This window comes from Onishia taeanensis (assembly GCF_013349955.1).
GTDB classification, from domain to species: Bacteria; Pseudomonadota; Gammaproteobacteria; order Pseudomonadales; family Halomonadaceae; genus Onishia; species Onishia taeanensis_B.
In genome coordinates this window covers 108,991-135,644 of record NZ_JABVXC010000010.1, presented here as the reverse complement: position 1 = coordinate 135,644, position 26,654 = coordinate 108,991, and the positions used below count along the sequence as shown (strand labels likewise).

Sequence of the window (26,654 nt, the reverse complement as noted above, 5' to 3'; positions counted from 1 at the left end):
GATCCTGACGCTCCGGGACTTTCGTTATGCGTCTTGCGGGAGGCATGAAAGTGTACGTGAATTTGTCGACAATGTTAAGCGAGCCCCCGTTGTCAGGCCTCGTACCTTGGTCGTGGGGTTGGCAGTTGATGCCTGGATGGCGTGGTCTTGCGCGGCCTGTGGTGCTGTCGATGAGGCGCGCCGAAGCGTAATCGAGCTCTTGCCAGATCTCTTGTAAGAGGCCTGGCGAGACCCATGGCGAGAGAACCGGCAAGAGTGTCGTGTCATCGTCGAGCCGGGTAAGATAGTGGGCAGCCAAGAAGGAGAGTCATGACACGCCGAATCATTTCGCCCTGCGTTGGGCTGTGTTCGACCACCGTCGGTGACGATGTATGCCGAGGCTGCCAGCGTCATGCCGACGAAATTCGCGACTGGCCCGCTTATGAGTTTGATGAGCGGGATCTTCGCCTTGCCGAGTTGGATGCGTTGCGGGTGGCGGCGGCCGGTGAGCTGCTGCGGGTGGTGGATGCCGATATGCTCAAGACCCAGCTAGAGCGCCATCGCATTCGCCACCGTGACGACCAACCACCGCTCTCTCAGGCGGTGGAGTTGCTACGGGTGGGGCGTGATCGCATCAACGACCTGTCACGCTATGGGCTCGAGACAGTGGGAGAGGGGCAGGGGCTGTCGCCCGCCGCGCTACACGCCCAGTTGGTGCCGCGTTTGATGGCAGCGGCCGAGGCCCGGCGTCAGGCATCGATATGAGGCGTGTCGTGACCGTGGCGCCTCTCTCCTGGAGCGCTTCTCAACCGTGCTCGTCGGGACTTGAAAGCGCCGTGACGGCTCTTCGCCATGAACCGACATTCTGTTAGGTAGAGCCGAACCTTGCTCGCCTTGTTACATGATCCCAACCATCACTCTGACGATCCGAGAGACAATGCAAGATACTGTGGAAGATCTGCTGCCCGCCGAGCTGCGGGACTTTTTGGCCTGCGAGACGCCTGATGCCTGGATCGCGGCGGCGCTTGCCCACCCGGACCTGCTGCTGATCGATCATGCGCAGTGCGAAAAGAAGGCCGCCTCGACGGCAATGAGCCTGATGTATCGCTATGTCGATCGCCCGCTACTGTTGACCAAGATGTCACAGTTGGCGCGGGAGGAGCTTTTGCACTTCGAGCAGGTGATTCGCGTTATGGAAACCCGTGGCATCGAGTATCGCCACCTCAGCGCGTCACGCTACGCCGAGGGGTTGCGTCGCCATGTGCGCCGCGAGGACCCGCAGCGGCTGGTGGATATCCTGATTATCGGGGCCTACATAGAGGCGCGCAGCTGCGAGCGATTCGCCCGCCTGATCCCTCATCTCGATGCCGAGCTTGCCAAGTTCTACCGCAGTCTGGTTAAGTCAGAAGGGCGCCATTACGAAGATTATCTGATGCTGGCCCGTCGCTATGCCGCAGAGGCGAATGATACGAGCGTGGAAGCGCGCATTACTTTCTTCGCCGACTGTGAACGCCAGCTAATCTGTGAGCCGGATGAAGTATTCCGTTTTCACAGTGGCGTACCTGCCGCAGCTTGAGGGAGCGCCTGCGTTAAGGTGTTGAGACAGCAGGAAGATGCGCGTGAAGGCCAGCCAGAGGTGTGACCCGGTCCAGGATGCCGGGGACGATACGCAGTCGCGTAAACACAAAAAAGGGTTCGGCAGGCTCACGTCGCGTAAGGGTGTCGTAGTTGTCCGAGCCAGCAGGATAATAACGCAGGTACCAACACGATGCAGGAACCCTCAGTCAACGAGCAGTTAGCGCTTTTCGGACACTTTTCCCTGACCCTGGGTGAGGACTGCCTGACCCAGTTCAGCTATGACAAGGTCAAGGCCCTGCTGGTCTATCTCCTGCTCCATGACCAGCCGGTCAACCGGGCGACCCTGGCCGAACTCCTCTGGCCGGACCAGGGCCTGTCATCCGGCCGAACCAATCTGCGTCATGCCCTTCACTGTCTTCGCCAGTCACTGGGTGACGAGGCCGACCAGGTGCTGGTGGTCTCCCGCCAGACGATCGCCTTCAAGCTGCCCGAGCACTGGGCCTTTGACCTTCATGAGCTGCATGATCTGCTCGACGGAGTGGCGAGCATTCCCACACTGGAAGCCATTCTCGATGCCTATCGTGGCGATCTCGTCGAGGAGCTGCAGCTCACGCCTTGCGCCGAGTTTCAGCGCTGGCTGCTTCAGGTGCGCAACGAGTGGCGACAGCGGGTCATTGCCTTCGCCGAAACGGTTATCGAAGAGCATGACGCTCTGCCCGAAGCGCTGTTACGCACCCTGGTCAGCCGGTTTTCCGGCTACGGTCCTTTTCACGAGTGCCTGGTACGGCAGCTGGCAGAACAGGGGCAGTCAGCGGCCGCCCATGAAGAGTACAACGCCTATTTGCAGCTGTTGGCGCTGTCCGGTCAGCAGCCAGACCTCAGCTTTCTCCAGTTGGCCAGATACTGGTCTGATAGCCAGTCGGAGCTGTCGTCGATCACGCCACAGGGGGCGTTCTCTCGGGCCATGGCTCCCAACAGCACGCCCCTTCAGGAAGATGAAATCGAGCAGCGTCAGCTGTCGGTCATGGCGATTCGCTTGAAGCTTGAAGGCGATTGGCAGGACCGCTCGGAGACCTGCGCCTGTCTGCGCCTGCAGATCGAGTTGCTGCGCTGGCTGGAAGAGCAGTGTCATCACTTGGGCGGCTTCTGGCTAACCGGCGCTACCGGCGGGCTGGGCCTTGCCTGCTTTGGCACCCATGGTCCGGCGCATCAGTTGGCGGAACTGGTTGCCCTCTACGAGCACTGCCGCACCACCTTGCCTGAAGAAAGTCAGCGGCGCTGGTCCGGTGAAGGTGAGATGCCGACATTTACCCTGTCCGCCGGGCTCAACAGCGGTCGGGTGGTCTATGTCCCCGAACGCCAGCTAGTCGACCCGCTCGGTCAGGTAACCCAGCGTTCTCTGGAATTGATGGGCGCGGCCGATGGCAGTGAACTGGTGATCTCTCACGAATCCAGCCAGCACATGCCGCCGGCGCTGGACCTTCAGCCACGCCTGACGTCGCGGCTGGTAGCCTGCGATGGCAAGGTCCAGTTGCGGGCGCTGGTCCTTGGGGTCAACGAGGGCGGCCGCGATGCGATGCCGCCCAGCCTGGTGGGACGCGAGTCCGATTTGCGCAAACTGCGCGATGCCCTCGCTCGGGCAGGCATCGGCCTGCGCCAGAGCGTGCTGGTGCGCGGCCCCTCGGGCATGGGCAAGTCGGCGCTGATGGTGGCGTTTCGCCAGCTCGAACAGAGTCGCGAGGCGGCCATCTGCTGGCAGCCTGCGACACGCATGGCGGCTCAGACACCCTACAGCGTGGCGCGGACCCTGCTGCGCTGGCACATGGAAGAAGAGCCCAGCGAAACGCTGCTGGATGAGCTGTTGGAGGGGTATCCGGCGCTGGAACTCGATGACAACCAGCGCCGGCTGCTGGCCGAGGCGCTGGGCATTTGCCACAGCGACGAGACGATACTGATTCAGAGCGGCGAGGCGGTCGAGTTGGTGGCCCGGCTGCTGCAGCAACTGATCGAGGCCCTGACCCAGGACCATCCACTGGTCTTGATGCTCGATGATCTGCAGTGGCTCGATGAGCCGTCCTACAAGGTGCTGGCTTCCCTGCAAACGCGCTTGCCGATCAATTGTCCGCTGCTGCTGGTGGCGAGCCACCACGGTCGCGAGTCGTTGCCTTCCAAGTTGCACTGGGATCAGCAGATCACGCTGGGTCGCCTGGACAGCCAGCAATCTTCGAACCTGCTTTCACAGCTGGCGCGACGCTATCGCCTGCACCTCAGTCCGCGCCTGCGCAGTCAGTTGATCGAGCGCTGCGATGGGGTGCCGCTGTATTTGCAGGAGATATGCCGTCGCCTGGACATGGAGCGTCGAGAAGGGCGTAGCGTACAGATAGACGAGTTGCCGCAAGGCTTGCTGGGCCTTTTGGCGAGCCGTATCGATCAGTTGGATGCCGACCGGGAGGTGGCCCAGATAGCCGCTGTGCTGGGGCGTCAGTTCCGTGTCGACTTCCTTGCCGAGTGCAGCGGCTGGGAGGCCGCGCGCCTCAAGCAGGCGCTGGAACAGATGCTGCGGCTCGAGGTCATCGAACCCTGCACGTCCTCGCCGGAGTGTGAATATCAGTTCAGCCATCAACTCCTGCAGGAGGCGGCGTACCTTTCATGCCCGCGTGACGTCAGGGTGTCCATTCACCGCCAGGTGGTCAGCCTGATCGAAGAGCGCTTCCCGATCTGGATCAGCCGCCACCCGGGCGACTTCGCCACTCACCTGCGGCGCAGCGGTCACTATGCGCGCGGTGCCCGTTACTTCGAGCTGGCGGCCCGCGAGGCGCTCAAGGTCAGCGCCAATCGTACGGCCCTGAAGATGGCCGATGAGGGCCTGGCCAGCCTGCGGCAGGTCGAGGATAGCGCTGAGCGCGAGATCAGCCTGCTGACCGTGCGCGGTCAGGCGGCTTTCGCCATGGAGGGGCATGCCTCACCCACGGCACACGAAAGCTTCGTGCGTGCGCGAGACTTGCTGGCGACCCAGCAGGATGAGGCCGACGACGAGAGCGATCTCGAGCAGCGCTTCCTGGTCAAGTGGGGGCTCTGGGTCGGCTGCAGTCAGCGGCATGCCCATGCCGATGCCTTTTCGCTGGCCTCTCAGCTGGCGGGGCTGGCTGCCCGTCTCGAGGACCCTCGCTATCTGCGTCTGGCCGACTATGCCCGAGCCAGCTGCGAGTACTGGGCCGGCAGCATCCGCCAGGCCTACGCGCACCTGGAAGAGGTCGATCCGCTGCATCAGCCGATGATGATCGAGTGGCTACCGTTCTCCGATCACCCACAGGTGGCCGCGGCCTGCTATCAGGGCTGGGCGCTTTGTCTGCGTGGCGATTATCGCCGAGCAGAGGTGCAGGCAGAGGCGGCGATTCGTCTCGCCGAAAGCCTCAATCATCCTGGCTCGCTTGCCATGGCCCTGATGTATGCCGCTGCCGTTTATCGCCAGCTGGGGCATGTGCACCTGGTCAGTCGCCGGGCGCAGCGTGCCTTCGAACTCACCGGCACGCCGGATTTGCACCTGTGGCAGATGTCGTCCCAGAGCCTCTTGGGTTGGGAGAAGGCGCTGGCGGGTGATCGTGAAGGGCTCAAGGTGATCGAGGCCTGCATGGAAGAGTTCGATGCCATTTCCGGTCGTCATCGTTACCAGACACCGATGCTGTGGTGGGTCGATGCGCTGGTCGTATGTGAAGAGTTTGCGCGCGCCGAAGACTATCTCGATCAGTGCCTGCTGGTAGCGCAGGAGCGTAGCTCGCTCTATATGCCGGAGCTGGCCATTCAGTTGGCGCGGGTGCGCCATCGTCTTGGCCATCCGGTCGATGAAGTGCGTTGCCTGGCCGAGCAGGCGCTAGAGCAGGCCCGCGAGCACGATAACCTGCACCAACAGCTTAATGCCCTGGAGCTTTGGCTGACGCTGGTGGACCCGCAGGATGTGACCGCGCGTGATGCGTTCCGCAAGCTTCTAGGTAGTGTGAGCGTCAGCGATGCGCCGGTACTCATGCGCTGGCGGACCCTGCTTGATCATCGCCTGGAGGCGCCGGCTCGGGCGGAAAGCTAGCGGCGACTTGAGGCCGGGGCCTAAGGCCCAAGGCGAGACTCCTGGTGCGCCCCTGCCGCACTATGTGAGCTTAAAGAAAAGCTTAAAGAAAATAGCAGGCATGACGAACAAGGGCCCATCCGCGTGGCGGATGGGCCCTTGTGTTTCTGGCCGAAAAGCGTCGGTTGGGCCGAAACGTTTCGAGGTGTCAGGTCATGCTTTCCCACGCGGCGATTCGTGCCAGCGCCTCTTCGCGATCGCTGCCGCAAAGCTCCGGGTCGAAGTCAAAACGCGCGCAGACGGCAGGGCGACTGGGGTCGCCAAACAGCTGGCAGAGGTTGTCATCATCGAGCTGCACGCAACGCACCCCGGCCGGCTTGCCCTCGGGCATGCCGGGGATCGCTGAGCTGATCGAGGGCGCGATACAGCAGGCGCCGCAGCCCGGGCGGCAGCTGCCGGTGGCCTGAGTGCTGACAATCAGTTGGCTCATGGCCTTCGCTCCGCTATGGCTCCCTTGCCGATGCCCTCGAAGGCCTGGACCCGCGTATCCTTGCCGGTTTCCCCAGCGATCTCGACGGCAAGCCAGGCGGCGATCTGCTCGATGGTGGTGGCCGTCGGCAGGACCAGGCACCGCTCGCGGGGCAGGCGCAAGAAGAAGTCGCCCTGTGGCGCCCGATAGCGAGTCGTGAGCTCACCCTGAGCAATGCCCTCGTCTTCGATATCGCTCTCATCGACCAGATAGCGATCTGCCATGCGGCCGGCCCACTCGGCCTCCAGCGCCGGGGCGCGTCCACCTGCCTGCCAGATATGCAGCGGTGAACGATGCCCGTGGGCGATGCGCTGGCAGTTTCCTGCGTGGCGGCGCAGGCCATGGCTATAGGTGTAGGCGGCACCCGACAGGGCTTCATCCTCGAAGGTGAGGCGAATCGCGCTGACCCGCGGCGGTGGCTCGCGGAGCATCTCGGCGGCAAAACGGTCGGCCAGGGCGGTCTTGTCGATCTCTGCCCAGGGCACCAGGGTAAAGGCCTGATGCGGACCGCGTACCTCCATGGCATAGGGCGTGGTGGTGCGGATGGCGAGGCCTTCCGGGCATTCGCTGACTGTCACGCCCGGTGCCTCGGTGGGCACGATCAGGGTATGGTCGGCACCGTCGTCCAGCCGCGACTTGATCCACGGCTTGACGTGGCCAAAGTCGAACAGCATGCCGTCCTCGCCGAGCTCGCCATCGAGCTCGACATTGACCTGCCAGCTGATACCGATCAGGCCACGTGTTGGACACCACAGCGAGGCGTCGAGATGGGTCAGGCCATTGACGAAGAGGGTCATCAGTCGATCCCCGCGATCTTGTGAGTCTGCAGCGACAGCTGCCATTGAGGTGCACTCAGGCAGTAGTCGACGACGTCGCCCATGGTATTGCCGTCTCCGCCCAGCGGGGCGAGGTCCATGGGCTGCAGATAGAAGTGTCGAAAGTCGAGCCCGGCGAAACGTTCGGGTGGGGCGTCCTGTTGCGGATAGACCAGTTTCAGCTCGTCGCCTGCCGTGATGGCAAGCGAGGTGTCGCCCTTGGGGCTGACACACAGCCAGTCGATACCGGCCGGCGGCGTGAGCGTGCCATTGGTCTCCACGGCGATTTCGAAATCGCGGGCATGCAGGGCCTCGATCAGCGTCGCGTCCAGCTGTAGCAGCGGCTCACCACCGGTGAAGACCACATAGCGCTGACCGCCTGGCACTGGTGGCCAAAGCGCGGCAAGGTGATCGGCGAGCCCATCGGCGTTGCGAAAACGACCGCCATTCTGCCCGTCGGTGCCGACGAAGTCGGTATCGCAGAAGCGGCAGGCGCTGGTGGCCCGGTCCTGTTCGCGTCCCGACCAAAGATTGCAGCCGGCGAAGCGGCAGAAAACGCTGGCACGCCCGGCCCGGGCACCTTCGCCCTGCAGGGTATAAAAGGCTTCCTTGACGCTATACATCGCGGCGACCTTCGCTGTTGTCAGCGCTGGCTTCTGGGTCAGTGGCGGACCGCTGTGATGCGGCAGTTTTTTCATCAGAGCCGGGCTGCGGTGATGCGGCGGCTTTTTCATCAGAGCCGGGCCGCTGAGAATAGCTCAGCGGGTCGTTCAAGCCATGCCGTGCAAAGGCGGCCAGGCGCTCGCGGCAGCTGCCACACTCGCCGCAGGCCAGTGTCTCCCCCAGGTAGCAGGTCCAGGTGTTGGCGTAGTCCAGCCCCATGGCGAGGCCGTCGGCCAGTATCTCGTCCTTGCCCTTGTGCAGGTAAGGCGCCTCGATGGCCACCGGGGAAAAATTGGCGATGGCCGCCACGTTGTTCATCTTCTCGACGAACTCGGGCCGGCAATCCGGGTACAGCACATGATCGCCGCCGTGGGCACCGTAGAAAACCCGCTCGGCACCGATGTTCACCGCCTGGGCGATGGCCAGCGACAGCAGGATCATGTTGCGGTTCGGCACCACGGTGGCGCTCAGGTTGTCGGCATCGTAGTCGCCGCCGGGCAGTGCCTGGGAGGCGTCGGTGAGAGCTGAGCTATCGATCAGACCGTGAATGGCGCGGATATCGACGATCTGATGAGCGATTCCGAGCTCTGCACAGACCTGTTTGGCGGTGTCCAGCTCCCGGGCGTGACGCTGCCCGTAGTTGAACGACAGGGCGTGGAGCTCATAGCCCTCGCGGCGGGCCCGGTGCAGCACCGTGTAAGAGTCCATGCCGCCGGAGTAGATCACCACGGCACGGGGAATAGAAGAGGTCATGGAGATGTCCTTTCGGAGAATTTGTTTAGGCCGCAGCCTGGCGGCGCGGACGCCCGGGATCCGGTCCGGACGAGCCGCGCATTGTAGAGACTGGCGTCGCCGCTGTCATGCTTTCGCCATGTCTCTGACATGGACTGGTCATGGCATTTGCCCAGGATATCGACATCACCGGAGGAACCCCGATGCTCGATATCGAACGCCTGATCGACGACAAGTACCCCGCCCTGAATGGTCGCGCGCCCTTGGTACGTCAGCCTGCCATGGGGTTGTTGCGACGCTTGATGCATGAGGATGAGGTCAACGACTTTCTGGCGCGGCACCGCGACGCTGGCCCCTTCGAGTTCGTTGATCATGTGCTGGAGCATTTCCGCTTCAGTTACATGACCTCGGCCAGAGATCGATGCAACATCCCCAGCGAAGGGCGAGTCGTGATCGTCGCCAACCATCCGCTGGGGACGTTGGATGGCCTGGCGCTGCTCAAACTGGTTGGGGAGGTGCGCCGCGACGTCAAGGTGATGGTCAACGACCTGCTGTGGGAATTCGTGCCGCTGCGGCCCTTGCTGTTGCCGGTCGACAACCTGACCGGCAAGGGGTACCGCAAGACGGCGCGTGCCGGTAACGAAGCGCTGATGGCAGAGCAGGCGGTCATCGTCTTCCCCGCCGGTGAGGTGTCCCGGGCAGGGCCCGCCGGCATCAAGGACGGCCCCTGGTTGAGTGGCTTTCTGCACTTGGCCCGCAAGACGAATGCTCCGATCTTGCCGGTGCACGTGGGCGGGCGTAATTCCGCGCTGTTTTATTCGCTTTCGATGATCTATCGGCCGCTGGGCGGGCTGCTGCTGGTCAATGAGATGTTCAAGAAGCACGCCGTGGATCTGCCGATCCGCATCGGGGAACCCATTCCCCTGGCGCGATTCGACCTGCCGACGCTGACCAACCGCACCAAGCTCAAGCTGCTGCGCAAGCACGTCTATCGGCTAGCCAAGAATCGCGCTCCGCTTTTTGTCACCGAACGACCGATCGCTCACCCGGAGCCGCGCCAGGCCTTGCGTGCCGAGCTCGATGAGGCGCAGTGTCTGGGCACGACCAAGGACGGCATGCGGATTCTGCTGCACGACTATCGCGCGGATTCCGTGGTGATGCGTGAGTTGGGGCGATTGCGCGAGCTGACCTTCAGGCGCGTGGGCGAGGGTACCGGCGAGCACCGTGACCTGGACGACTATGACCGTCATTATCAGCACCTGCTGGTATGGGACGACAAGGCCATGGAGATAGCCGGCGCCTACCGTCTGGCGAGGGTCGGTGAGGTATTGAATACCCATGGCGCCGAAGGGCTATATTCGGCGTCATTATTCGATTTGTCGGAGCAGTGGCTGGCAAGCGTCGGCGAAGGAATAGAGCTGGGGCGCAGTTTCGTGCAACCTCGCTACTGGGGGCGGCGTAGCCTGGACCTGCTTTGGTTTGGCATCGGCGCCTACTTGAAGGCCAATCCGTCGGTCGCCTGGATGGTCGGCCCGGTATCGCTCTCCAATGCGATTCCACGAGCCGCTCTGGAGCTGCTGGTGTATTACTACCAGCACTATTATGGCGCCAAGGAGTCAGGTGTTCGCGCTCGCGCGCCGTTTCGGGTCTCGTCGTCCACGGTGGAGGAGGCCAGGGCGCTGTTTTGCCACCAGGATGCTGCTGCGGACTTCAAGGTGCTCAAGCAACAGCTCGGCATGCATGGCGTGACGGTGCCGGCGCTCTACAAGCATTACACCGAGCTGTGCACGTCTGGCGGTGCGCAGTTCCTGGACTTCAGCGTCGATGCCGACTTTGGTTACTGCGTGGACGGTCTGGTGCGGGTCGAGGTCGCAAAAGTGAAGGCGAAGAAGCGGGCGCGCTATATGGGGGAGTGAGGCCTGCCAAGTGGAACGGTTTACAAGCGGAATCTGATGGGACGTTGCAGGCCTGAAGAGAAGCGCTGACGGCTGTCGTGTGGCGTAAGGGTGCTGGTCTTGATGAGACGAGCTGGTTACCCTCGGCATATCTGCGCACCAGCAACCGGAACTCGACTATGGCCACCATCGAACACAGCGCGACATTGCCGGCGACGCCGGAGCGGGTCTTCGAGCTACTCAAAAGAGTCGAGGACTTCGCCGAGTATTCCGATCTGATCGAGTCCATCGAGCCCCTCGGCGATGATCGCTACCGCTGGCATGTCCGGGCGGTGGGCGTCGACTGGACCTTCGACGTGGCGATTACGGAATCCCGTTCGCCGGAGCGTTTGGCCTGGGAATCCATCGACGGGGTGAAGAATCAGGGCTGTTATCGATTGACGCCAGTGCCTGAGGGTACGCATGTCTCCCTCACCCTCGATTACGTGATCAAGAACCGCCTAGTGGAGCGGGCCGTCAACAAGGCGGCCCGCCCGCTGGTGGGTAGGGTCAGCCGACAGATCCTCGAACGCGTGGAGGCGCGGCTGTAGAAGTTGAGGGAGTTGAGGAAGTTGAGATAGTGATTCGTCAAGACCGACGAGCTTTTCTCAATTCCCGCGCAGCGCCGCATTCAACTGATCGACCACCTCTGCCCAGTCGGCGTCTTCTTCAAGGGCGCTACGAACCAGCTCCGCCTGCGAGCGATTCCAGAAGGGGGCTTCGGCCAGCTCGACGTCGTCGGGAAGTGGCGCATGACGCTCGATAAAGGCCTGGATGGAGGCGTCATCGGCGGGCAGGCCGAGCTGCTCGAATAGTTCACTGAAGGGGTGTGCGCCATGTTCCATGTTGATGCTCCTTGTGACGGGTCAAGACTGTGTCGGTGATCCCATGCCTTCAGGATCGTGGGTCCTAAGGACTGCTAAACTCGAAGATCCTGCCATTCGGCGTGATACCGAGTGTCTATGCTTTTGCCTGTGTGACGTCTATCTCTCAGCCTGCCAGACTTTCTCTCCGGTGCCACCTGTTTATGCCTGAGGTGGGCGAGCCCATTCAAGGGGGCGCCCCTTGGCTCAGCGTTCGCCGACAAGGTTGGTCAGGAAGTGCCGACGTCGATCCGTATCGCTGAGCGGCTGGGCCAATAGGTGAATCAGCTTGGTCATGGCGGCCTCGGGTGTCATGTCATCGCCTGAGAGTACCTCTGAATCCTTGAGGCCTTGGCCGGCCGCATAGGAGCCGATCTCGATTCGGCCCTGCGGGCACTGGCTGATGGCGGCGACCAGCTTGCCTTCACCCCGGGCCTGGGCGAGCACTTCGATGAACGCTGGGTCTGCGGCAATATTGCCTCCCCCCCAGACTTCCAGCAGGGCACCGCTGACGGCGTCATCGAGCAGCATCGTGCCGAGTTGTCGTGCGGTGATGCCTGGCCATAAGGTGACTCTTACCACTGGCGAGGGGCCTAGGGTGTGATAGTCCGCTAGCTCGAAACGCTGGGCGCCGCGCTGGTGGTCGGCAAGTCCGCGGCCGGGATAGAGTACCGGGGCACCGTCGACCAGTTCGCCGAGCAACGGATAGTTGGGGCTGATGAAGGCGTCTTCTGCTTGCGTTTGCCACTTGCGGGCGCGCACGCCGCGCAGCAGGCGTCCGGCGAAGTAGAGCGCGACTTCCTGGAGCGCCGGCTGAGCGGCAAAGCGCAGGGCGCCCTCAACGTTGGCGAGCGCATCGCTAGCCTCGGCTTCCAGTGGGTGCATCGCACCGGTCACCACCACTGGCTTGTCGATGCCCTGCAATTGGAAGGCCAGGCTGCTGGCGGTCCAGCTAAGCGTATCGGTACCGTGCAGGATGACGATGCCGGAATAGGCTTGCTGGTGATCATCGATCAAGGCAGCGAGCGCCTGCCAGTCGGCAGGCGTTGCGCTGCTCGAGTCGATGGGCGATGGCATGGCGATAAAGTCGAAGTCCGGCAGGCTGGCGCGCCGGGCTGGGTGCAGTGTGCTCAGCGCATCGCGAAGACGAGGCTCGAAGTTGCCGCCTGGAGCGAGGCCTTGAGGGGTCTCGACCATGCCGAGAGTGCCGCCCGTATAGAGGATCAAGAGGGGGGAACGGGGCTCGTGCATGGGGGCTCCTGTCAGCGGTTAGGGGGAATAGCCATGATACCCGATGCAGACTGTGCTGTGATCGGGGGCGGCGCCAGTTGGCGGTCGAGGAAATCAAGCCCTGTCTCGATGGCTGGGCCGGCCGTGAGGAAGGTGGTGTAGTGGCCGCGTAACGTTAGTCGATACAACGTATTGGCAATGCCGCGGTCGTTCAGGGCCGCATGGAAGACCTCGGCTTGCTCAATCGGCACTAGGCCGTCGAGATTGCCATGAAAGAGGAAGAAGGGTGGGGCGCTATCGCCAAGCTGGTGTAGCGGTGATGCTTGGCGATAGCGATCCGGATACTCGGCCTGAGTGCCACCGATGAAGTCGGTGAGCAGTCGGCCGTCGTCGAACCGCAGAAGGTCGGTCGGCGTGCCGCCGGCCAACACGCCAGCAAGCCTTGTGTCGGGGCCACCAAAGGGACTGTCGAGTGGGTTGTCGCTATTCATTACGGCTAGCAGGCTGATGAGGTGCGCACCGGAGGAGTAGCCGACGCCAATGATGCGGTCGGTATCGATACGCCAGCGCTCGGCCTGGTCATTGATCCAGTGCATCGCCTGTTGCAGGTCATGAAGCTGCGCTGGGAAGCGGTAGGTTGGTGCAAATCGGTAGTCGATGTTGATGGCCACGTAGCCACGCTGAGCGAGGCGCTCGGCAATGGCGTCCATGTCGGCCCGTTCGCGACGCTGCCAGCCCCCGCCATGAACGACCAGGGCGGCGGGCCTGAGGCTGGTGCCATTCGCAGTGACCGGCAGGTGAACATCCGCCTGTAAGGGCTCTGGCCAGCTCTTTGGCGTGTAGGTCGCGGCCTCGAGGCGACGGGTATCGATGGCGGCGGGTGTCTCGTCGAGGCCCAGCGGATAGGCCGTGCAGCCAGCCATCAGCAATGAATGCAGTAGCAACAGGAGTGTGGTGGCCAGGCGGCGCGATAGCCGGGAGGCGGCGTGCATGGCGGGGCTCCGCAAGTGATGAAATGAGCCTAATGTAAAACCCTTGTATCGATATTGTACAGAGATGAGCAAAAAAGACGCCTGCTTGGCGCCTTCTTCGTGAAGCGATGCACTATTCCGAAAAGATTATTCCGCAAAGACTATTCCGCAAAGACTGTCTCGGGCGGGGCCGTGAAAGACGGCTTCAGGCATCCGTCAGGGCGCTTTCTTGGGTTTTCTGCGTGATGCTGTCAAGCGGGCCCAGGCGGGCGACCATGGCTTCGACCATCTTTGCCGAGTGCTCGGCGGCCTGGTCGATGAACGCCTTGAAGGAGATATTGGACTCCTGGCCTGCAATGTCTGACAGGGCACGAATGACCACGAAGGGGCATCCATAGAGATGGCAGGTCTGGGCGATGGCCGCTGCCTCCATCTCGGCGGCGAGCATGGTCGGAAAGCGACCTCGGGTACGTGATACCGCGTCCGGGCAGGACATGAAGATGTCGCCGGTCGCGATCAGCCCTTCGACGACCCTCAGTTCGCCCAGGGATTCGACACACTCCCTGGCGATCGCGACCAGCCGGCTATCGGGAAGATAGGCGGCCGGCATCTGCGGGACTTGACCATGTTCATAGCCGAAGATCACGGCATCCACATCGTGATGGCGTACCTCGGAGGAAATCACCACATCGCCTACGGCGAGGTCTTCGCCAAAGCCACCGGCGGAGCCGGTATTGATGACTGCGTCGGGCTTGTAAACGTCGAGCAGCAGGGTGGTGCCTACCGCCGCATTCACCTTGCCGATGCCTGACTGCAGGATCACCACCTCAACGCCTTGCAAACGTCCGGTGTGGAAGGTGCAGCCGACATGCTCACGAGTGCGCCGATCTTCCATATGAGAGGTCAGCAGGGCTACCTCTTCGGCCATGGCGCCGATGATGCCAATCTTGTTCATGCGTGTGTCGCCCTTGGTCAGCGGATCATTCAAAAATAAGCTGCCATTCATCGCGCTTGGCGAGGAAGCCGCGGGCGATCTCTTTGGCGCCTTCGAGGCTGTGGCTGGCGGCCCAGCCACACTGCATTTCGTTGCAGGCCGGCACTTCCTTGGCCTCGAGCACGTCTTCGAGAGTCTTTTCGATCAGCGTGAGAATGCCGTCGTAGTCGTCGTGGTTGATCATCGCCCAGTAGAAACCGGTCTGACAGCCCATCGGGCTGATGTCGACGACCTTGTCGGTGTGGTTGCGCGACATTTCTGCCATTAGATGTTCCAGAGAGTGCAGCCCCGGCATGTCCATGTGGTTCTGGTTCGGCTGGCAGATGCGCATGTCGTACTTGTAGATCTCGTCGCCATGCAGGCCGACGGTTACGCCGGCCAGGCGGACGTAGGGCGCTTTGACCTTGGTGTGGTCGAGATTGAAGCTTTCGACGTTCATCTTCTGGTCGCTCATGTCACCTGACCTCGTCTAGCAAGTTGATTAGCCATTCCCCCGGTGACGATCCACCTAGGGCGAAAAAAGGAGATTCTAACGCAATGAGTCGGCTGGCGCCTACTCAGGGCCGCTGCCTGTCATTCGGCCGTGATGGGATCGTGGAGTTCAGCGGCGTACAGGGTGTTCTCGAGCAGTGAGGCGACTGTCATCGGGCCGACACCACCAGGGACTGGCGTAATGTAGCTGGCGCGTTCGGCGGCCGGGGCAAACTCCACATCACCGATCAGCTTGCCATCATCATTGCGGTTAATGCCCACGTCGATGACGATGGCGCCTTCCTTCACCCACTCGCCCTTGACCAGTCCCGGCTTGCCGACGGCTACCACCAAGAGGTCGGCGCGGCGCACCTGAGCCTCCAGGTCCCGGGTAAAACGGTGACAGACGGTCGTCGTGCAGCCGGCCAGCATCAGCTCCAGGGACATCGGTCGGCCGACGATGTTCGAGGCACCAACAATGGTGGCGTCCAGTCCGCGAACGTTGAGGCCAGATTCCTGCAGCAGCGTCATGACTCCCTTGGGTGTGCAGGGGCGCAACAGCGGAAGGCGCTGAGCTAGGCGACCGAGGTTGTAGGGGTGAAAGCCGTCGACATCCTTGTCGGGATGAATGCGCTCGAGAATAGGGCGCGGGTCCAGGTGCTCGGGCAGCGGCAGCTGTACCAGGATGCCGTCAACGCGCTCATCGTCATTCAGCTCGTCGACCAGTGCCTCCAGATCGGCTTGGCGGGTGTCTGCGGGCAGCTGGTGGCGGAAAGAGATAATGCCGGCTTCTTCGCATGCGCGATGCTTGTTGCGGACATAGACTTCGGATGCCGCGTCTTCACCGACCAGGACCACGGCCAAGCCTGGACTGCGTGCGCCGGATTCGTGACGGGCCGCTACCTGGCGGGCAACCTGTTGACGAACATGAGCGGCAATGGCCTTGCCATCGATCAGTTGGGCGGTCATCGGCGTTTCCTAAATAAGTTAAGTCGGCGGGCCGGAGGGGGAGGCCCGCAGCGGGCGACGAAAGATTGAGAGCGTAGATTTTCGCATGAGCTGGCCTCGAGTCAAAGCATGCTCGTGCGAGAGTGTGCGCTAAGGGCTTGACCAACGGGCAAGGATGCGTAAAATACGCTCCGCATTGAGGCGGCAGTTTTCGCGTCAATGTTGTGCAGCTCGATGCCGACGGGATGTAGCGCAGCCTGGTAGCGCGCCTGCTTTGGGAGCAGGATGTCGGGGGTTCGAATCCCTCCATCCCGACCACGTAACCTTTTGATTTTTTTATATAAAGGTCTTGGCAAGGGTTGCAGGCAAGAGTCTAGAGGCTTTAGAATGCGCTCATAGCTCAATCGGATAGAGCAACGGCCTTCTAAGCCGTAGGTTGCAGGTTCGAGTCCTGCTGGGCGCGCCACTGGAAAGTCGGGTGGTCGGCAGCAAGGCGAGTGTCTGTAAAGCAAGTCGATATGGTGGATGTAGCTCAGTGGTAGAGCCCCGGATTGTGGTTCCGGCTGTCGTGGGTTCGATCCCCATCATCCACCCCATATCGATCAGTTGCAGTGTGTTTTTGGTAATGGTGGATGTAGCTCAGTGGTAGAGCCCCGGATTGTGGTTCCGGCTGTCGTGGGTTCGATCCCCATCATCCACCCCATTACCCATCCCTTCTGAAGTGCCTTAATCTCTGCATATGCAGGGTCTTCCTATATCCAGGTTCGCGACCAGCGGTCACGAGTCTTTTTCGTATATCTGATTTTCATGTGTCTGGTTGCGCGCCAAAGGTGTCGTGCCCGGGGCGTCGCGTCTTGGGCGCCATATCCGCAAGGTGTCAGGGGTGTTGTTTTCAATGCCCTGAGTCCAAGGTTTTTGCCGCAATCCCCCTTGTAACAGGCAACAGCGCCCCCATAGTCATGGCATCGCGCTTGCCAGCGTGCATCGGGGTTCTTAGAATTGATCCCCTTTGACCATTCAACGCTTTTTCGAACGCCCCAGTGGTAGAGGACTATTCATGCAAGTTTCCGTCGAAACGACCTCCCAGATCGAACGTCGCGTCAAGGTTCAAGTGCCAGCGGCTGAGATCGACCAGGCCGTCGAGGCTCGCCTCAAGGACACCGCCAAGAACGCTCGCCTGAATGGCTTCCGCCCCGGCAAGGTGCCGATGGCCGTGGTCCGCCAGCGCTATGGGCAAGATGCGCGCAATGAAGTGGTGGGCGAGGTGATGCGTGAGCGTTACGTTCAGGCGATTACTCAGGAAAACCTCAACCCGGCGGGTTACCCGCAGATCGAGCCGACCGTCAATGAAAGCGGTCAGGATCTCGAGTTCGTCGCCACGCTGGAGATTTATCCGGAAGTCGAGCTGGCGAGCATCGAAGGCGCCGAAGTCGAGCGTCCGGTGGTCGAGGTGACAGATGCCGACGTCGAGCAGATGATCGAGACGCTGCGCAAGCAGAATGCCTCCTGGGCCGAGGTCGATCGTGCCGCCGAAGACGGCGATCAGGTCACTCTCGACTTCCAGGGCTTCCTGGGCGACGAGCCGTTCGAAGGCGGCAGTGCCGAGAACCATGACTTGGTGATCGGTTCCGGCAGCTTCATTCCTGGCTTCGAAGAGCAGCTGATTGGTGCCAAGGCCGGTGACGAGACCGAGATCAAGGTGACCTTCCCGGAAGATTATCAGGCCGAGAACCTGGCCGGTCAGGAAGCGACCTTCAAGGTCAAGGTCCATAAAGTCAGTGGCCAAGAGCTGCCGGCGATTGACGAAGCCTTCATCCAGCAGTTCGGTGTTGAAGGCGGCGATGTCGATACCTTCCGCGCCGAGATCAAGAAGAACATGACTCGCGAAGCCGCTCAGGCCGTCGACAACCGCGTCAAGCAGCAGGTTCTGGATGCGTTGAAGAAGGCCAACGACATTCCGGCGCCGCAGGCCCTGGTTCAGCAGGAAACCGACGCTCTCAAGCGTCAGGCCGCTCAGCAGTTCGGTCTGGGTGAAGATTTCGATGTCTCCCAGCTTCCCAACGAGCTGTTCGCCGAGCAGGCCAAGAGCCGTGTTCAGGTCGGCCTGCTGCTGGCAGAAGTCATCAAGGTCCACGAAGCCGATGCGTCTGACGACGAGATCAAGGCCAAGGTCGAGGAGCTGTCTCAGCAGTACCAGGATCCGCAGCAGGTCATCGATTACTACATGAGCAACGACCAGCTCAAGAATCAGCTGAAGTCGTCGATTCTGGAAGAGAAGGCCGTGGCGGTTCTGCTTGAGCAGGCCACTGTGAAGGATGTCGAGATGTCCTACGAGCAGGCTCTGCAGGCGGCCCAGCAGCAAGCTGAAGCGGCCGAGGAAGAAGACAACGACGCCAAGGCGTGATCGACGACGGCATTCGTTGGCAGCCTGGCTTCGGTCGGGCTGCCAAGCATGCTTTACTGTCTCCATGACGCCGCATAGGCGGGGTCGTAATCCAGTCATCGGATGAAGGACGTCACACAATGGGCAACGAGTTCGATATTCAAAACGCTGGCGGCCTGGTGCCGATGGTGGTCGAGCAGAGCGCACGCGGTGAGCGCTCCTACGACATCTACTCGCGCCTGCTCAAGGAGCGTGTGATCTTCCTAGTGGGGCCGGTGGAAGACTACACGGCCAACCTGGTGGTGGCGCAGCTTTTGTTCCTGGAGTCCGAGAATCCGGACAAGGACATTCATCTGTACATCAACTCGCCGGGTGGTTCTGTCACGGCGGGCATGTCGATTTATGACACCATGCAGTTCATCAAGCCGGACGTTTCCACCGTCTGCATCGGTCAAGCGGCGAGCATGGGGGCGCTGCTGCTGACCGGCGGCGCCGCGGGCAAGCGTTATTGCCTGCCGAATTCACGCATGATGATCCACCAGCCGCTGGGCGGTTACCAGGGTCAGGCCACGGATATCGAGATCCACACCAAGGAAATTCTCAGTATCCGTCAGCGTCTTAACCAGATCCTTGCCGACCATACCGGCCAGGATATCGAGACCATTGCCAAGGACACCGACCGTGATAACTTCATGAATGGTGCCCAGGCGACAGAATACGGTCTGATCGATGCCATGCTGGAGAAACGCCCGGCATCCTGATAGCGTGGACGTCATCTCCAGCCACGATATGCAACTCCGGCGGCCCTTAAGGCCGCCGTCCGTAGAGAGGTACGCAAATGGCCGACGGCAAAGGTAAGGACGAGAGCGGCAAGCTGCTGTACTGCTCGTTTTGTGGCAAGAACCAGAACGAAGTTCGCAAGCTGATCGCTGGCCCGTCCGTCTATATCTGCGATGAGTGCGTCGACCTGTGTAACGACATCATCCGCGAGGAGGTCCTCGAGGCCGATGCCGAAAGCGATGAAGATCGCCTGCCGGCACCGCGTGAGATTCGGCACACCCTCGATGATTACGTGATCGGTCAAGACCGCGCCAAGATGGTGCTGTCTGTGGCGGTTTACAATCATTACAAGCGTCTGCGTGCCGAAGTGAAGAGCGAGGAAGTGGAGCTTGGCAAGTCCAATATCCTCCTGATCGGTCCGACCGGCAGCGGCAAGACATTGCTTGCCGAGACGCTGGCGCGCTTGCTCAATGTTCCCTTCACCATCGCCGATGCCACGACCCTCACCGAGGCGGGCTATGTCGGTGAAGATGTCGAGAACATCATCCAGAAGCTGCTGCAGAAGTGTGACTACGATGTCGACAAGGCGCAGAAAGGCATTGTCTACATCGACGAGATCGACAAGATCTCCCGCAAGTCGGATAACCCCTCGATCACTCGGGATGTCTCGGGCGAGGGCGTTCAGCAGGCGCTGCTCAAGCTGATCGAAGGCACCACGGCCTCGGTGCCGCCCCAGGGAGGGCGCAAGCACCCGCAGCAGGAATTCTTGCAGGTCGATACGGGTAACATCCTGTTCATCGTCGGCGGTGCTTTCGCCGGTCTGGACAAGGTTATCCGAGAGCGCGCCGAGAAGGGTGGTATTGGCTTCAATGCCGAGGTCAAGAGCAAGGACGAGAGCAAGGGTGTGGGTGATGTATTGCTCGACGTCGAGCCCGATGATCTGGTCAAGTTTGGCCTGATTCCCGAGTTCGTGGGTCGCCTGCCGGTCATCGCGACACTCACCGAGCTCTCGGAAGATGCCTTGATCCAGATCCTCACCGAGCCCAAGAACTCGCTTGTCAAGCAGTACGTCAAGCTGTTCGAGATGGAAGGTGTGGAGCTCGACTTCCGTGAAGAGGCGCTGCGTGCCGTTGCCGAAAAAGCCATGGCTCGCAAGACCGGTGCACGCGGACTGCGCTCGATCCTCGAGGCGGTGCTGCTCGATACCATGTACGAGATTCCGTCGCTTGAGGGTGTCACCAAGGTGGTGATCGACGACTCCGTGATTCGCGGTGAGAGCGAGCCGCTGCTGATCTACTCCCAGCAGGAAGACAGCAAGGTGGCGGGCAAAGACGGCTAAGGCCGTTCCCCTCCGGAGCAGGGGCCGCATCTGCGGCCCCTTTTTTTCGCGCTCTTTTGTCCTGGTGGCCCGCCGCCGCGCTTGTAAAGAGCGCCCGTTGCCCCCATCACCTGTTCAATCATTCGAGCATTGAGGAACGTCTGCGATGCAGCAGAACGCCGAACAGACCCAGAGTCTGCCCCTATTGCCGCTTCGCGATGTGGTGGTTTACCCGCAGATGGTGATTCCGCTGTTCGTGGGGCGAGAGAAGTCCATTCAGGCGCTTGAGGCGGCCATGGCCGCCGACAAGCGCATCCTGCTCGTCGCCCAACGTGAAGCCGGTCAGGACGAGCCCGATACCAGCGATCTGTTCGCGGTGGGTACCGTCGCCGAGATCATGCAGCTGCTGAAGTTGCCCGATGGCACCGTGAAGGTGTTGATCGAAGGCGCCGCTCGCGCCGATGTCGGTGATATCACCGTGGTCGACGAGGGTTATAGCCGCGCCGAGGTGACCCTGCGCGAAAGCGAGCCGCTCACCGAGCGAGAGCAGGAGTCGCTGGTGCGCGTGCTGCTCAATCAGTTCGAGCAGTACGTCAAACTGTCCAAGAAGGTCCCCAATGAGGTGCTCAACTCTCTGTCCGGGATCGAAGACCCCAGTCGGTTGGTCGATACCATCTGTGCCCATCTGTCGCTGAAGATTGGCGACAAGCAGCAGCTCCTGGAAATGGACCGGGTGCGCGATCGTATCGAGCATCTGATGGCGCTGATCGAGTCTGAAATCGATCTGCTGCAGGTCGAGAAGCGCATCCGGTCGCGGGTCAAGGACCAGATGGAGAAGTCGCAGCGCGAGTACTATCTCAACGAGCAGATGAAGGCCATCCAGAAAGAGATGGGCGAGCTCGACAACGTGCCCAATGAGGCCGAGAAGTACGAGCAGGCGATCGAAGAATCCGGCATGCCCGACGAGGCGCGCGAGAAAGCCACCCAGGAGCTTGGCAAGCTTAAGATGATGGGGCCGACCTCTGCCGAGGCGACGGTGGTGCGTTCCTATCTCGACTGGCTGATCGCGGTACCCTGGAAGAAGCGCACCCGGGTCAAGCATGACCTGCTGCGGGCCCAGAAGGTCCTCGACGAAGACCACTACGGGCTCGAGGAGGTCAAGGAACGTATTCTCGAGTACCTGGCCGTGCAGAAACGTGTCAAGAAGCTCAAGGGCCCGGTGCTATGCTTGGTGGGGCCGCCCGGCGTAGGCAAGACCTCTCTGGGGCAGTCGATTGCTCGAGCGACCAACCGGAAGTACGTGCGACTGGCGTTGGGTGGTGTGCGTGACGAATCCGAAATCCGCGGCCACCGCCGTACCTATATCGGCTCGCTGCCGGGTAAGGTGGTACAGCGGATGAGCAAGGCTGGGGTCAAGAACCCGCTATTCCTGCTCGATGAAGTCGACAAGATCGGCATGGACCATCGTGGTGACCCGTCGTCTGCATTGCTCGAGGTGCTGGATCCGGAGCAGAACGACAAGTTCAGCGATCACTACCTCGAGCTTGATTACGATCTGTCCGAAACCATGTTCATCTGCACGGCCAACTCGATGAATATTCCGGGCCCGTTGATGGATCGTATGGAGATCATTCGTCTGCCGGGCTACACCGAAGACGAGAAGTTGGCGATCGCCAAGCGTTATTTGATCCCCAAGCAGCTCAAGGCAAATGGCCTCAAGGACGACGAGCTTTCCTTCGGGGATGATGCGGTGCTGGAGTTGATTCGCTACTACACCCGAGAGGCGGGCGTGCGCGAGCTGGAGCGTCAGGTCGCCAAGGTCTGTCGCAAGGTGTTGCGTGAACGTATCGAGGCGCAGGGCAAAGAAGGCGCTCAGGCACCCCAGCAGCTTGGTGCTGAAGGCATCGAGCGCCACGCCGGTGTGCGTCGCTTCAGCTATGGGCTCGCCGACCAGGAAGATCAGGTCGGGCGCGTCACTGGGCTTGCCTGGACATCGGTGGGTGGTGAGCTGCTGACCATCGAGTCCGTGCTGACTCCGGGCAAGGGCCGGATCAACAAGACCGGCTCTCTCGGTGATGTGATGAAGGAGTCGGTGAGTGCCGCGCAGACCGTGGTGCGTGCTCGGGCCAAGGCGCTGGGCATCGATTCCGAGCGCTTCGAGAAGGAAGACCTGCATATCCACGTGCCCGAGGGGGCTACGCCGAAGGATGGTCCCAGTGCCGGCATCGCCATGGTCACTGCCATGGTTTCTGCCTTCACCGGACGCGCGGTCCGTTGCGACGTGGCAATGACCGGCGAGGTCAATCTGCGCGGCGAGGTAATGCCGATCGGCGGCCTCAAGGAGAAATTGCTGGCCGCTAGGCGCGGTGGTATAAAGACCGTGCTAATTCCCGAGGAAAATCGTCGAGACCTCAAAGAAGTGCCGGACAATATCAAGGAAGCATTGGATATTCGTCCTGTGCGTTGGATCGATGAGGTGCTAGAGGTTGCTCTCGCCGAAAAGTCTACCCTCGAATCTGATGAAAATCGTCCGGATGATTCTGCTTCTTCTCAGACGGTGATCAGCACTCACTAGTGGCGATTTTTATCCCCATGCCAAGGACGAAACCTTGGCATGGTGGGGCTTGGGACCAATAGTTGCTTGACGATCTTTTGCGGCATTGCTATAAATTACGCTTTGCTGTGATCGTTTAAGTCGCCTCAAGATAGCGCCGATTTCCAGTAATTTCTGAAACAGTCAAGGGGTGAAGTGTGAACAAATCCGAGCTGATCGAAGCCATTGCCGCGTCTGCCGATATTCCCAAGGCGGCTGCAAGCCGTGCGCTCGACGCCATGGTCGATAGCGTCACTGAAAGCCTGAAGCAGGGTGATTCCGTCTCTCTGGTAGGGTTTGGCACTTTCTCCATCAAGGAACGTGCTGCGCGCACCGGCCGTAACCCGCAGACCGGTCAGCCGATCGAAATCAGTGCCGCCAAGGTGCCTAGCTTCAAGGCAGGCAAGGCGCTCAAGGATTCCGTCAACTGAGACGCTGGGCTTTGCCTGGCGGACTGACGGTCCTCTGTATGGCGCATCGCTCAGCGGTGCGCCTTTTTATTGGGCGCGATTCCCGTGGTGTCCTGGACGCAGCGCTGAGGCGCCGCCCCTGACACATGACGCTCGAGGCAGCACTTATGGCATTGAGTCATGGCACTTGAGTCATGGCACTGTGTCGATAGCGCTTGATGCAAAGTCTCTGAGTCACGGTTGCCCCAGGCCCGTACCAGGCGCCTATAATGAAACGTTTTTTCTGCCAATCTCCAGCCGAGGCCAGTAATGCTGCAACGTATTCGGGACCGCTCCACCAGCTGGGGCGCCAAGATCATCATCGGTGCGGTGATCGCGACCATGGCCCTTTTCGGGGTCGACTCTCTGGTCGGCCTGCTGTCATCCGGGGGGGATGATGTCGCCACCGTCAATGGGCAGTCGATCACCCGCCAGCAGGTCGAAATGGAGGTGCAGCGCGCGATCCGCAGCGGTCAGGTGCCGCCAGAGCAGGAGCGTCAGCTGCGTGGGCAGGTGCTCGATCAACTGATCCGTACCTCATTGCTGGATCAATACGCAGAGAAGGGCGGCCTGCATCTCTCCGAGAGTCAGCTCGATAACCTGATCGTGACGTTGCCTGAGTTCCAGGACCAGGAGGGCAACTTCTCCCGGGAGTTGTTCAAGAACCGTCTGGCCAGCGCCGGCTATACACCGCTGGCGTTTCGGGCGCAGCTGCGTGATGACATGCAGCGCCAGCAGCTGCAGCAGGGGCTTTCCGCTAGCGAGTTCATGCTCGATGACGAGCAGCAGCAACTGGCGGCTCTGCAAAACCAGACGCGGCGCTATCGCTACCAGCAGCTCGATGCCTCGGACCTAGCTGAGGCGCCGCAAGTCAGCGAGGCGGACCTGGAGGCCTATTACCAGGATCACCGTGATGATTACCAGCGTCCGGAGCAGGTGAAGCTGGCCTACCTGGTGCTCGATCGTAGTGAGTTGGCCGATCAGGTCGAGGTGGACGAGGCGCAGTTGCGCTCGCTCTATGCTGAGCGAGCCAGTGAAGCCGAGCGTCGTGTCTCGCATATCATGCTGACCTTTGGCGATCAGCGCAGTCGAGAAGAGGCGGTTGCACGTCTCGAGAAGGTCGAGGAACGTCTGGCCGCCGGTGAATCCTTCGCCTCGCTTGCCCAAGAGGTGTCGGATGATACGTCGACTAGTGATAGCGGCGGCGATCTGGGCGTGATTAGCCGCGGCTTCTTCGGCGAAGCCTTCGAGAATGCCGTGTATTCTCTGGACCAGGGGCAGGTGTCGGATATCGTCGAAACCGACAACGGACTGCACCTGCTCAAGGTCACTGAGATCGAGATTCCGTCCTTCGAGGATCTGCGTGGTGAGTTGCGCGACCAGGCAGCGCTTGCCGACGTGGATGACCTTTTCAATGAGCGTGTCCAGCAGCTGATTGATGAAAGCTTCGCTGCCGATGACCTGGCGAGTATCGCCTCGGATGTTGGTGTCGAGCTCCAGACCAGCGACTGGGTGTCGGCCGACGGCGCCGAAGGTGTGCTGGCCGAGCCTGGGGTAATGGATGCCGCATTCACGCAGGACGTGCTCGAGGAAGGCTTCAATAGTGAGGTGATTGAGCTGGATGAGGACCGCCGTTTAGTGCTGCGTGTGCGCGACCATCGTCCGGCGACCACGCTGGCCCTTGATGAGGTGCGCGAGCGCGTGTCTGCTGCGGTCGAGAGGCTCAAGGTGCAGCAGGCGCTGACGTCGCTTGCCAAGGAGCGTGTGGCTGCGCTGAGTGATGGCTCGGCACAAGTCGCCGACTGGCAGCAGGTCGAGTCTGCTACACGTCAGAATGGCGGCGATGTGCCCGCGGCGGTGAACGCGCTGGCCTTCCGGTTGCCGAATCCGGAAGGTGAAGCGCCGGTGTATGGCCAGACTGCCGTCCAGAACGGTGTGGCGCTGGTGGCCTTGGATGCCGTGCAAGAGGGCGAGGCGTCCGGTGCGACCGAGTCTCGAGTGGCTCAGCTGGTCGAGCGCCTGCGCGCGCAGGCTGCGGTCAGCGGGCTGCTCGAGCAGCTGCGCAACGATGCCGAGATCGAGCGCCTATAGTTCGGGTTGCCGGATAGCATGACCCGGCGCTTATCCGCGCATGTAAAAACGCGACCCGCTGGGGTCGCGTTTTTTTGTGGGCTTGGCTTTTGTTGGCTGCATGCGTTGATGTTTTAGTGACTCGTCAGTGCTCGGTCGGTGGTTGGGCTTCGGTCAATGGCGAGTCGGAAGTAAACGCCGTTTTATGGAAGTCGCTGGCGGCCGCCACCTCGGCCAGGCCAATTTCCTCGGGAGTGGGGGCTTCGCCACCGGCTAGGACCTGCAGCACGGTATGGACGCCCTGAGACAGAGACTCCAGGTGATAGCCGCCTTCGAGTACCAGTGCGAGCCTGCCTTCGCAGTGTTGATCGGCCAGTGATCGAACGATCTCGGTCATGGCGGCAAAGCCCTCGTAGCTCACGTTCAGGCACAGGTCGAGGCGATGCGCATCGAAGCCGGCCGAGACCAGGATCAGGTCCGGCTGGAACCAGGCAGCGGCAGGCACCAGGATGTCGCGAAAGGCACGCAAGATGGCTTTGTCGCCCGCACCACCGGGAAGTGGCACATTGACGGTGGTGCCTTCGCCGAGGCCGGCGCCCACCTCTTCCAGTTGGCCCGACCCCGGGTAAAAGGGCGCCGCGCGATGGGTATCGAACAGCATGACGTCTGGCGATGCCCAGAAAATGTCTTGCGTACCATTGCCATGATGGGCATCCCAGTCGACGATCAGGACACGCTCAATTCCCAGCTCATGCTGAGCATGGGCGGCGGCGACCGCTACGTTGTTGAAGAAACAGAAGCCTCGGGAGCGGGCCGGTTCGGCGTGATGTCCTGGTGGGCGGCAGAGTGCAAAGGCGCTTTGGGCTCGACCCTTACAGACGGCTTCCACTGCCGCTACAGCGGCGCCGGCGGCGACCTCGGCGGCTTCGATGCTGCCCGGTGATACGGCAGTGGTGTCGACATCGAGCCAGGCATGCTTGCCGCGCATGCGCTCGATTTCCCTCAGGTGGGCACTGGTGTGTACGCGCCCCAGTTGCTCGAGAGTGGCCGGCGCTGCGGTCTCGAACCTCAGGCCCGGAATGGGCTCGGCATCAAGGCGCTCCATGATGGCCGTTATCCGGCCGGGGTGCTCGGGGTACTTCCATTGAATCGCCAAGCCATTGAGTATCTCCCTGACTCGGCGATCCAGGCGCCCTGGCAAGAAAGGATCCTGGATATCGGGTTGATGATTAAGCATGCGGTCGTCATTGATCACCAGCACTGAGCGGTCGCCGATCACGAGCAATCTCCGTCA

Annotated in this window: 22 protein-coding genes and 4 tRNA genes; 15 read left to right on the top strand and 11 right to left on the bottom strand. The window is 61.4% G+C overall.

Features of this window, described 5'->3' with window-relative positions:
• Positions 1-309: 309 nt before the first annotated feature.
• The 3 genes from HUS66_RS12540 (at position 310) to HUS66_RS12530 (ending at position 5,638) form a co-directional block, all read left to right on the top strand.
• Positions 310-744 (top strand): DUF1289 domain-containing protein, encoded by a 435-nt coding sequence (locus HUS66_RS12540; protein WP_175071242.1) that lies wholly within the window; start codon positions 310-312, stop codon positions 742-744.
• A 172-nt stretch (positions 745-916) separates the two neighbouring features.
• Positions 917-1,555: a tRNA-(ms[2]io[6]A)-hydroxylase gene (locus tag HUS66_RS12535; RefSeq protein WP_175071241.1), complete on the top strand. Its 639-nt coding sequence runs from the start codon at positions 917-919 to the stop codon at positions 1,553-1,555.
• A 192-nt stretch (positions 1,556-1,747) separates the two neighbouring features.
• A complete protein-coding gene (locus HUS66_RS12530) occupies positions 1,748-5,638 on the top strand; it encodes an AAA family ATPase (protein WP_175071240.1) in 3,891 nt (1,296 codons plus the stop codon).
• Positions 5,639-5,825: 187 nt separating this feature from the next.
• On the opposite strand, the gene HUS66_RS12525 is transcribed toward HUS66_RS12530, so the two are convergent.
• From HUS66_RS12525 to queC, 4 genes are read right to left on the bottom strand one after another with little or no spacing between them, the layout of a single operon-like run.
• Entirely contained in the window at positions 5,826-6,107 is a 282-nt protein-coding gene (locus HUS66_RS12525) for a YkgJ family cysteine cluster protein (protein WP_175071239.1), read from the bottom strand.
• Positions 6,104-6,943: a 6-carboxytetrahydropterin synthase gene (locus tag HUS66_RS12520; protein ID WP_175071238.1), complete on the bottom strand. Its 840-nt coding sequence runs from the start codon at positions 6,941-6,943 to the stop codon at positions 6,104-6,106. The genes HUS66_RS12525 and HUS66_RS12520 overlap by 4 nt, the downstream gene beginning before the upstream one ends.
• Positions 6,943-7,584 (bottom strand): 7-carboxy-7-deazaguanine synthase, encoded by a 642-nt coding sequence (gene queE / locus HUS66_RS12515; RefSeq protein WP_175071237.1) that lies wholly within the window; start codon positions 7,582-7,584, stop codon positions 6,943-6,945. The genes HUS66_RS12520 and queE overlap by 1 nt, the downstream gene beginning before the upstream one ends.
• The gene (gene queC, locus HUS66_RS12510; RefSeq protein WP_175071236.1) at positions 7,577-8,377 is read right to left on the bottom strand and encodes a 7-cyano-7-deazaguanine synthase QueC; all 801 of its coding nucleotides are present in this window, start codon (positions 8,375-8,377) and stop codon (positions 7,577-7,579) included. Before queC ends, queE begins: the two co-directional genes overlap by 8 nt.
• A 140-nt stretch (positions 8,378-8,517) precedes the next feature.
• Here queC and HUS66_RS12505 point away from each other — a divergent pair, with 140 nt between their 5' ends.
• A complete protein-coding gene (locus HUS66_RS12505; protein ID WP_254628812.1) occupies positions 8,518-10,272 on the top strand; it encodes a lysophospholipid acyltransferase family protein in 1,755 nt (584 codons plus the stop codon).
• Positions 10,273-10,430: 158 nt separating this feature from the next.
• Positions 10,431-10,841 (top strand): SRPBCC family protein, encoded by a 411-nt coding sequence (locus tag HUS66_RS12500; protein ID WP_175071235.1) that lies wholly within the window; start codon positions 10,431-10,433, stop codon positions 10,839-10,841.
• A 57-nt stretch (positions 10,842-10,898) separates the two neighbouring features.
• Here HUS66_RS12500 and HUS66_RS12495 read toward each other — a convergent pair whose 3' ends face one another.
• The 6 genes from HUS66_RS12495 to folD form a co-directional block, all read right to left on the bottom strand.
• Positions 10,899-11,135, bottom strand: a complete 237-nt coding sequence (locus tag HUS66_RS12495) for a DUF2789 domain-containing protein (RefSeq protein WP_175071234.1) — start codon at positions 11,133-11,135, stop codon at positions 10,899-10,901.
• Between the two features lie 225 nt (positions 11,136-11,360).
• Positions 11,361-12,404, bottom strand: a complete 1,044-nt coding sequence (locus HUS66_RS12490; RefSeq protein WP_175071233.1) for an asparaginase — start codon at positions 12,402-12,404, stop codon at positions 11,361-11,363.
• A gap of 11 nt (positions 12,405-12,415) precedes the next feature.
• Entirely contained in the window at positions 12,416-13,375 is a 960-nt protein-coding gene (locus HUS66_RS12485; protein WP_175071232.1) for an alpha/beta hydrolase, read from the bottom strand.
• Positions 13,376-13,559: 184 nt separating this feature from the next.
• On the bottom strand, positions 13,560-14,309 hold the full coding sequence (mtnN, locus tag HUS66_RS12480; protein ID WP_175071231.1) for a 5'-methylthioadenosine/S-adenosylhomocysteine nucleosidase: 750 nt from the start codon (positions 14,307-14,309) through the stop codon (positions 13,560-13,562).
• Between the two features lie 25 nt (positions 14,310-14,334).
• Positions 14,335-14,802: an S-ribosylhomocysteine lyase gene (locus HUS66_RS12475; protein ID WP_175071230.1), complete on the bottom strand. Its 468-nt coding sequence runs from the start codon at positions 14,800-14,802 to the stop codon at positions 14,335-14,337.
• A 119-nt stretch (positions 14,803-14,921) separates the two neighbouring features.
• Positions 14,922-15,788: a bifunctional methylenetetrahydrofolate dehydrogenase/methenyltetrahydrofolate cyclohydrolase FolD gene (folD, locus tag HUS66_RS12470; RefSeq protein ID WP_175071229.1), complete on the bottom strand. Its 867-nt coding sequence runs from the start codon at positions 15,786-15,788 to the stop codon at positions 14,922-14,924.
• 220 nt (positions 15,789-16,008) lie between these two features.
• Here folD and HUS66_RS12465 point away from each other — a divergent pair.
• From HUS66_RS12465 to HUS66_RS12420, 10 genes are all read left to right on the top strand, one after another.
• Positions 16,009-16,085, top strand: a tRNA-Pro gene (locus HUS66_RS12465).
• Positions 16,086-16,156: 71 nt separating this feature from the next.
• A tRNA-Arg gene (locus HUS66_RS12460) sits at positions 16,157-16,233 on the top strand.
• Between the two features lie 55 nt (positions 16,234-16,288).
• Positions 16,289-16,363, top strand: a tRNA-His gene (locus HUS66_RS12455).
• Between the two features lie 32 nt (positions 16,364-16,395).
• Positions 16,396-16,470 (top strand) — tRNA-His (locus HUS66_RS12450).
• A gap of 354 nt (positions 16,471-16,824) precedes the next feature.
• Complete coding sequence (gene tig, locus HUS66_RS12445) at positions 16,825-18,171, top strand: trigger factor (RefSeq protein ID WP_175071228.1); 1,347 nt, start codon at positions 16,825-16,827, stop codon at positions 18,169-18,171.
• 119 nt (positions 18,172-18,290) lie between these two features.
• Complete coding sequence (clpP, locus tag HUS66_RS12440; RefSeq protein WP_175071227.1) at positions 18,291-18,911, top strand: ATP-dependent Clp endopeptidase proteolytic subunit ClpP; 621 nt, start codon at positions 18,291-18,293, stop codon at positions 18,909-18,911.
• Positions 18,912-18,988: 77 nt separating this feature from the next.
• Positions 18,989-20,269, top strand: coding sequence for an ATP-dependent Clp protease ATP-binding subunit ClpX (gene clpX / locus HUS66_RS12435; RefSeq protein ID WP_175071226.1), 1,281 nt, complete (start codon positions 18,989-18,991; stop codon positions 20,267-20,269).
• 145 nt (positions 20,270-20,414) lie between these two features.
• Complete coding sequence (gene lon / locus HUS66_RS12430; RefSeq protein ID WP_175071225.1) at positions 20,415-22,823, top strand: endopeptidase La; 2,409 nt, start codon at positions 20,415-20,417, stop codon at positions 22,821-22,823.
• A gap of 176 nt (positions 22,824-22,999) precedes the next feature.
• Positions 23,000-23,272 carry a nucleoid-associated protein HU-beta gene (gene hupB, locus HUS66_RS12425; RefSeq protein WP_092528694.1) on the top strand — a complete coding sequence of 91 codons (273 nt, stop codon included), beginning with the start codon at positions 23,000-23,002 and terminating at the stop codon, positions 23,270-23,272.
• Positions 23,273-23,560: 288 nt separating this feature from the next.
• A complete protein-coding gene (locus tag HUS66_RS12420) occupies positions 23,561-25,381 on the top strand; it encodes a SurA N-terminal domain-containing protein (protein ID WP_175071224.1) in 1,821 nt (606 codons plus the stop codon).
• 124 nt (positions 25,382-25,505) lie between these two features.
• Here the strand turns inward: HUS66_RS12420 and HUS66_RS12415 are convergent, their stop codons facing one another.
• A complete protein-coding gene (locus HUS66_RS12415; protein ID WP_282847289.1) occupies positions 25,506-26,639 on the bottom strand; it encodes a histone deacetylase family protein in 1,134 nt (377 codons plus the stop codon).
• Positions 26,640-26,654 lie beyond the last annotated feature (15 nt).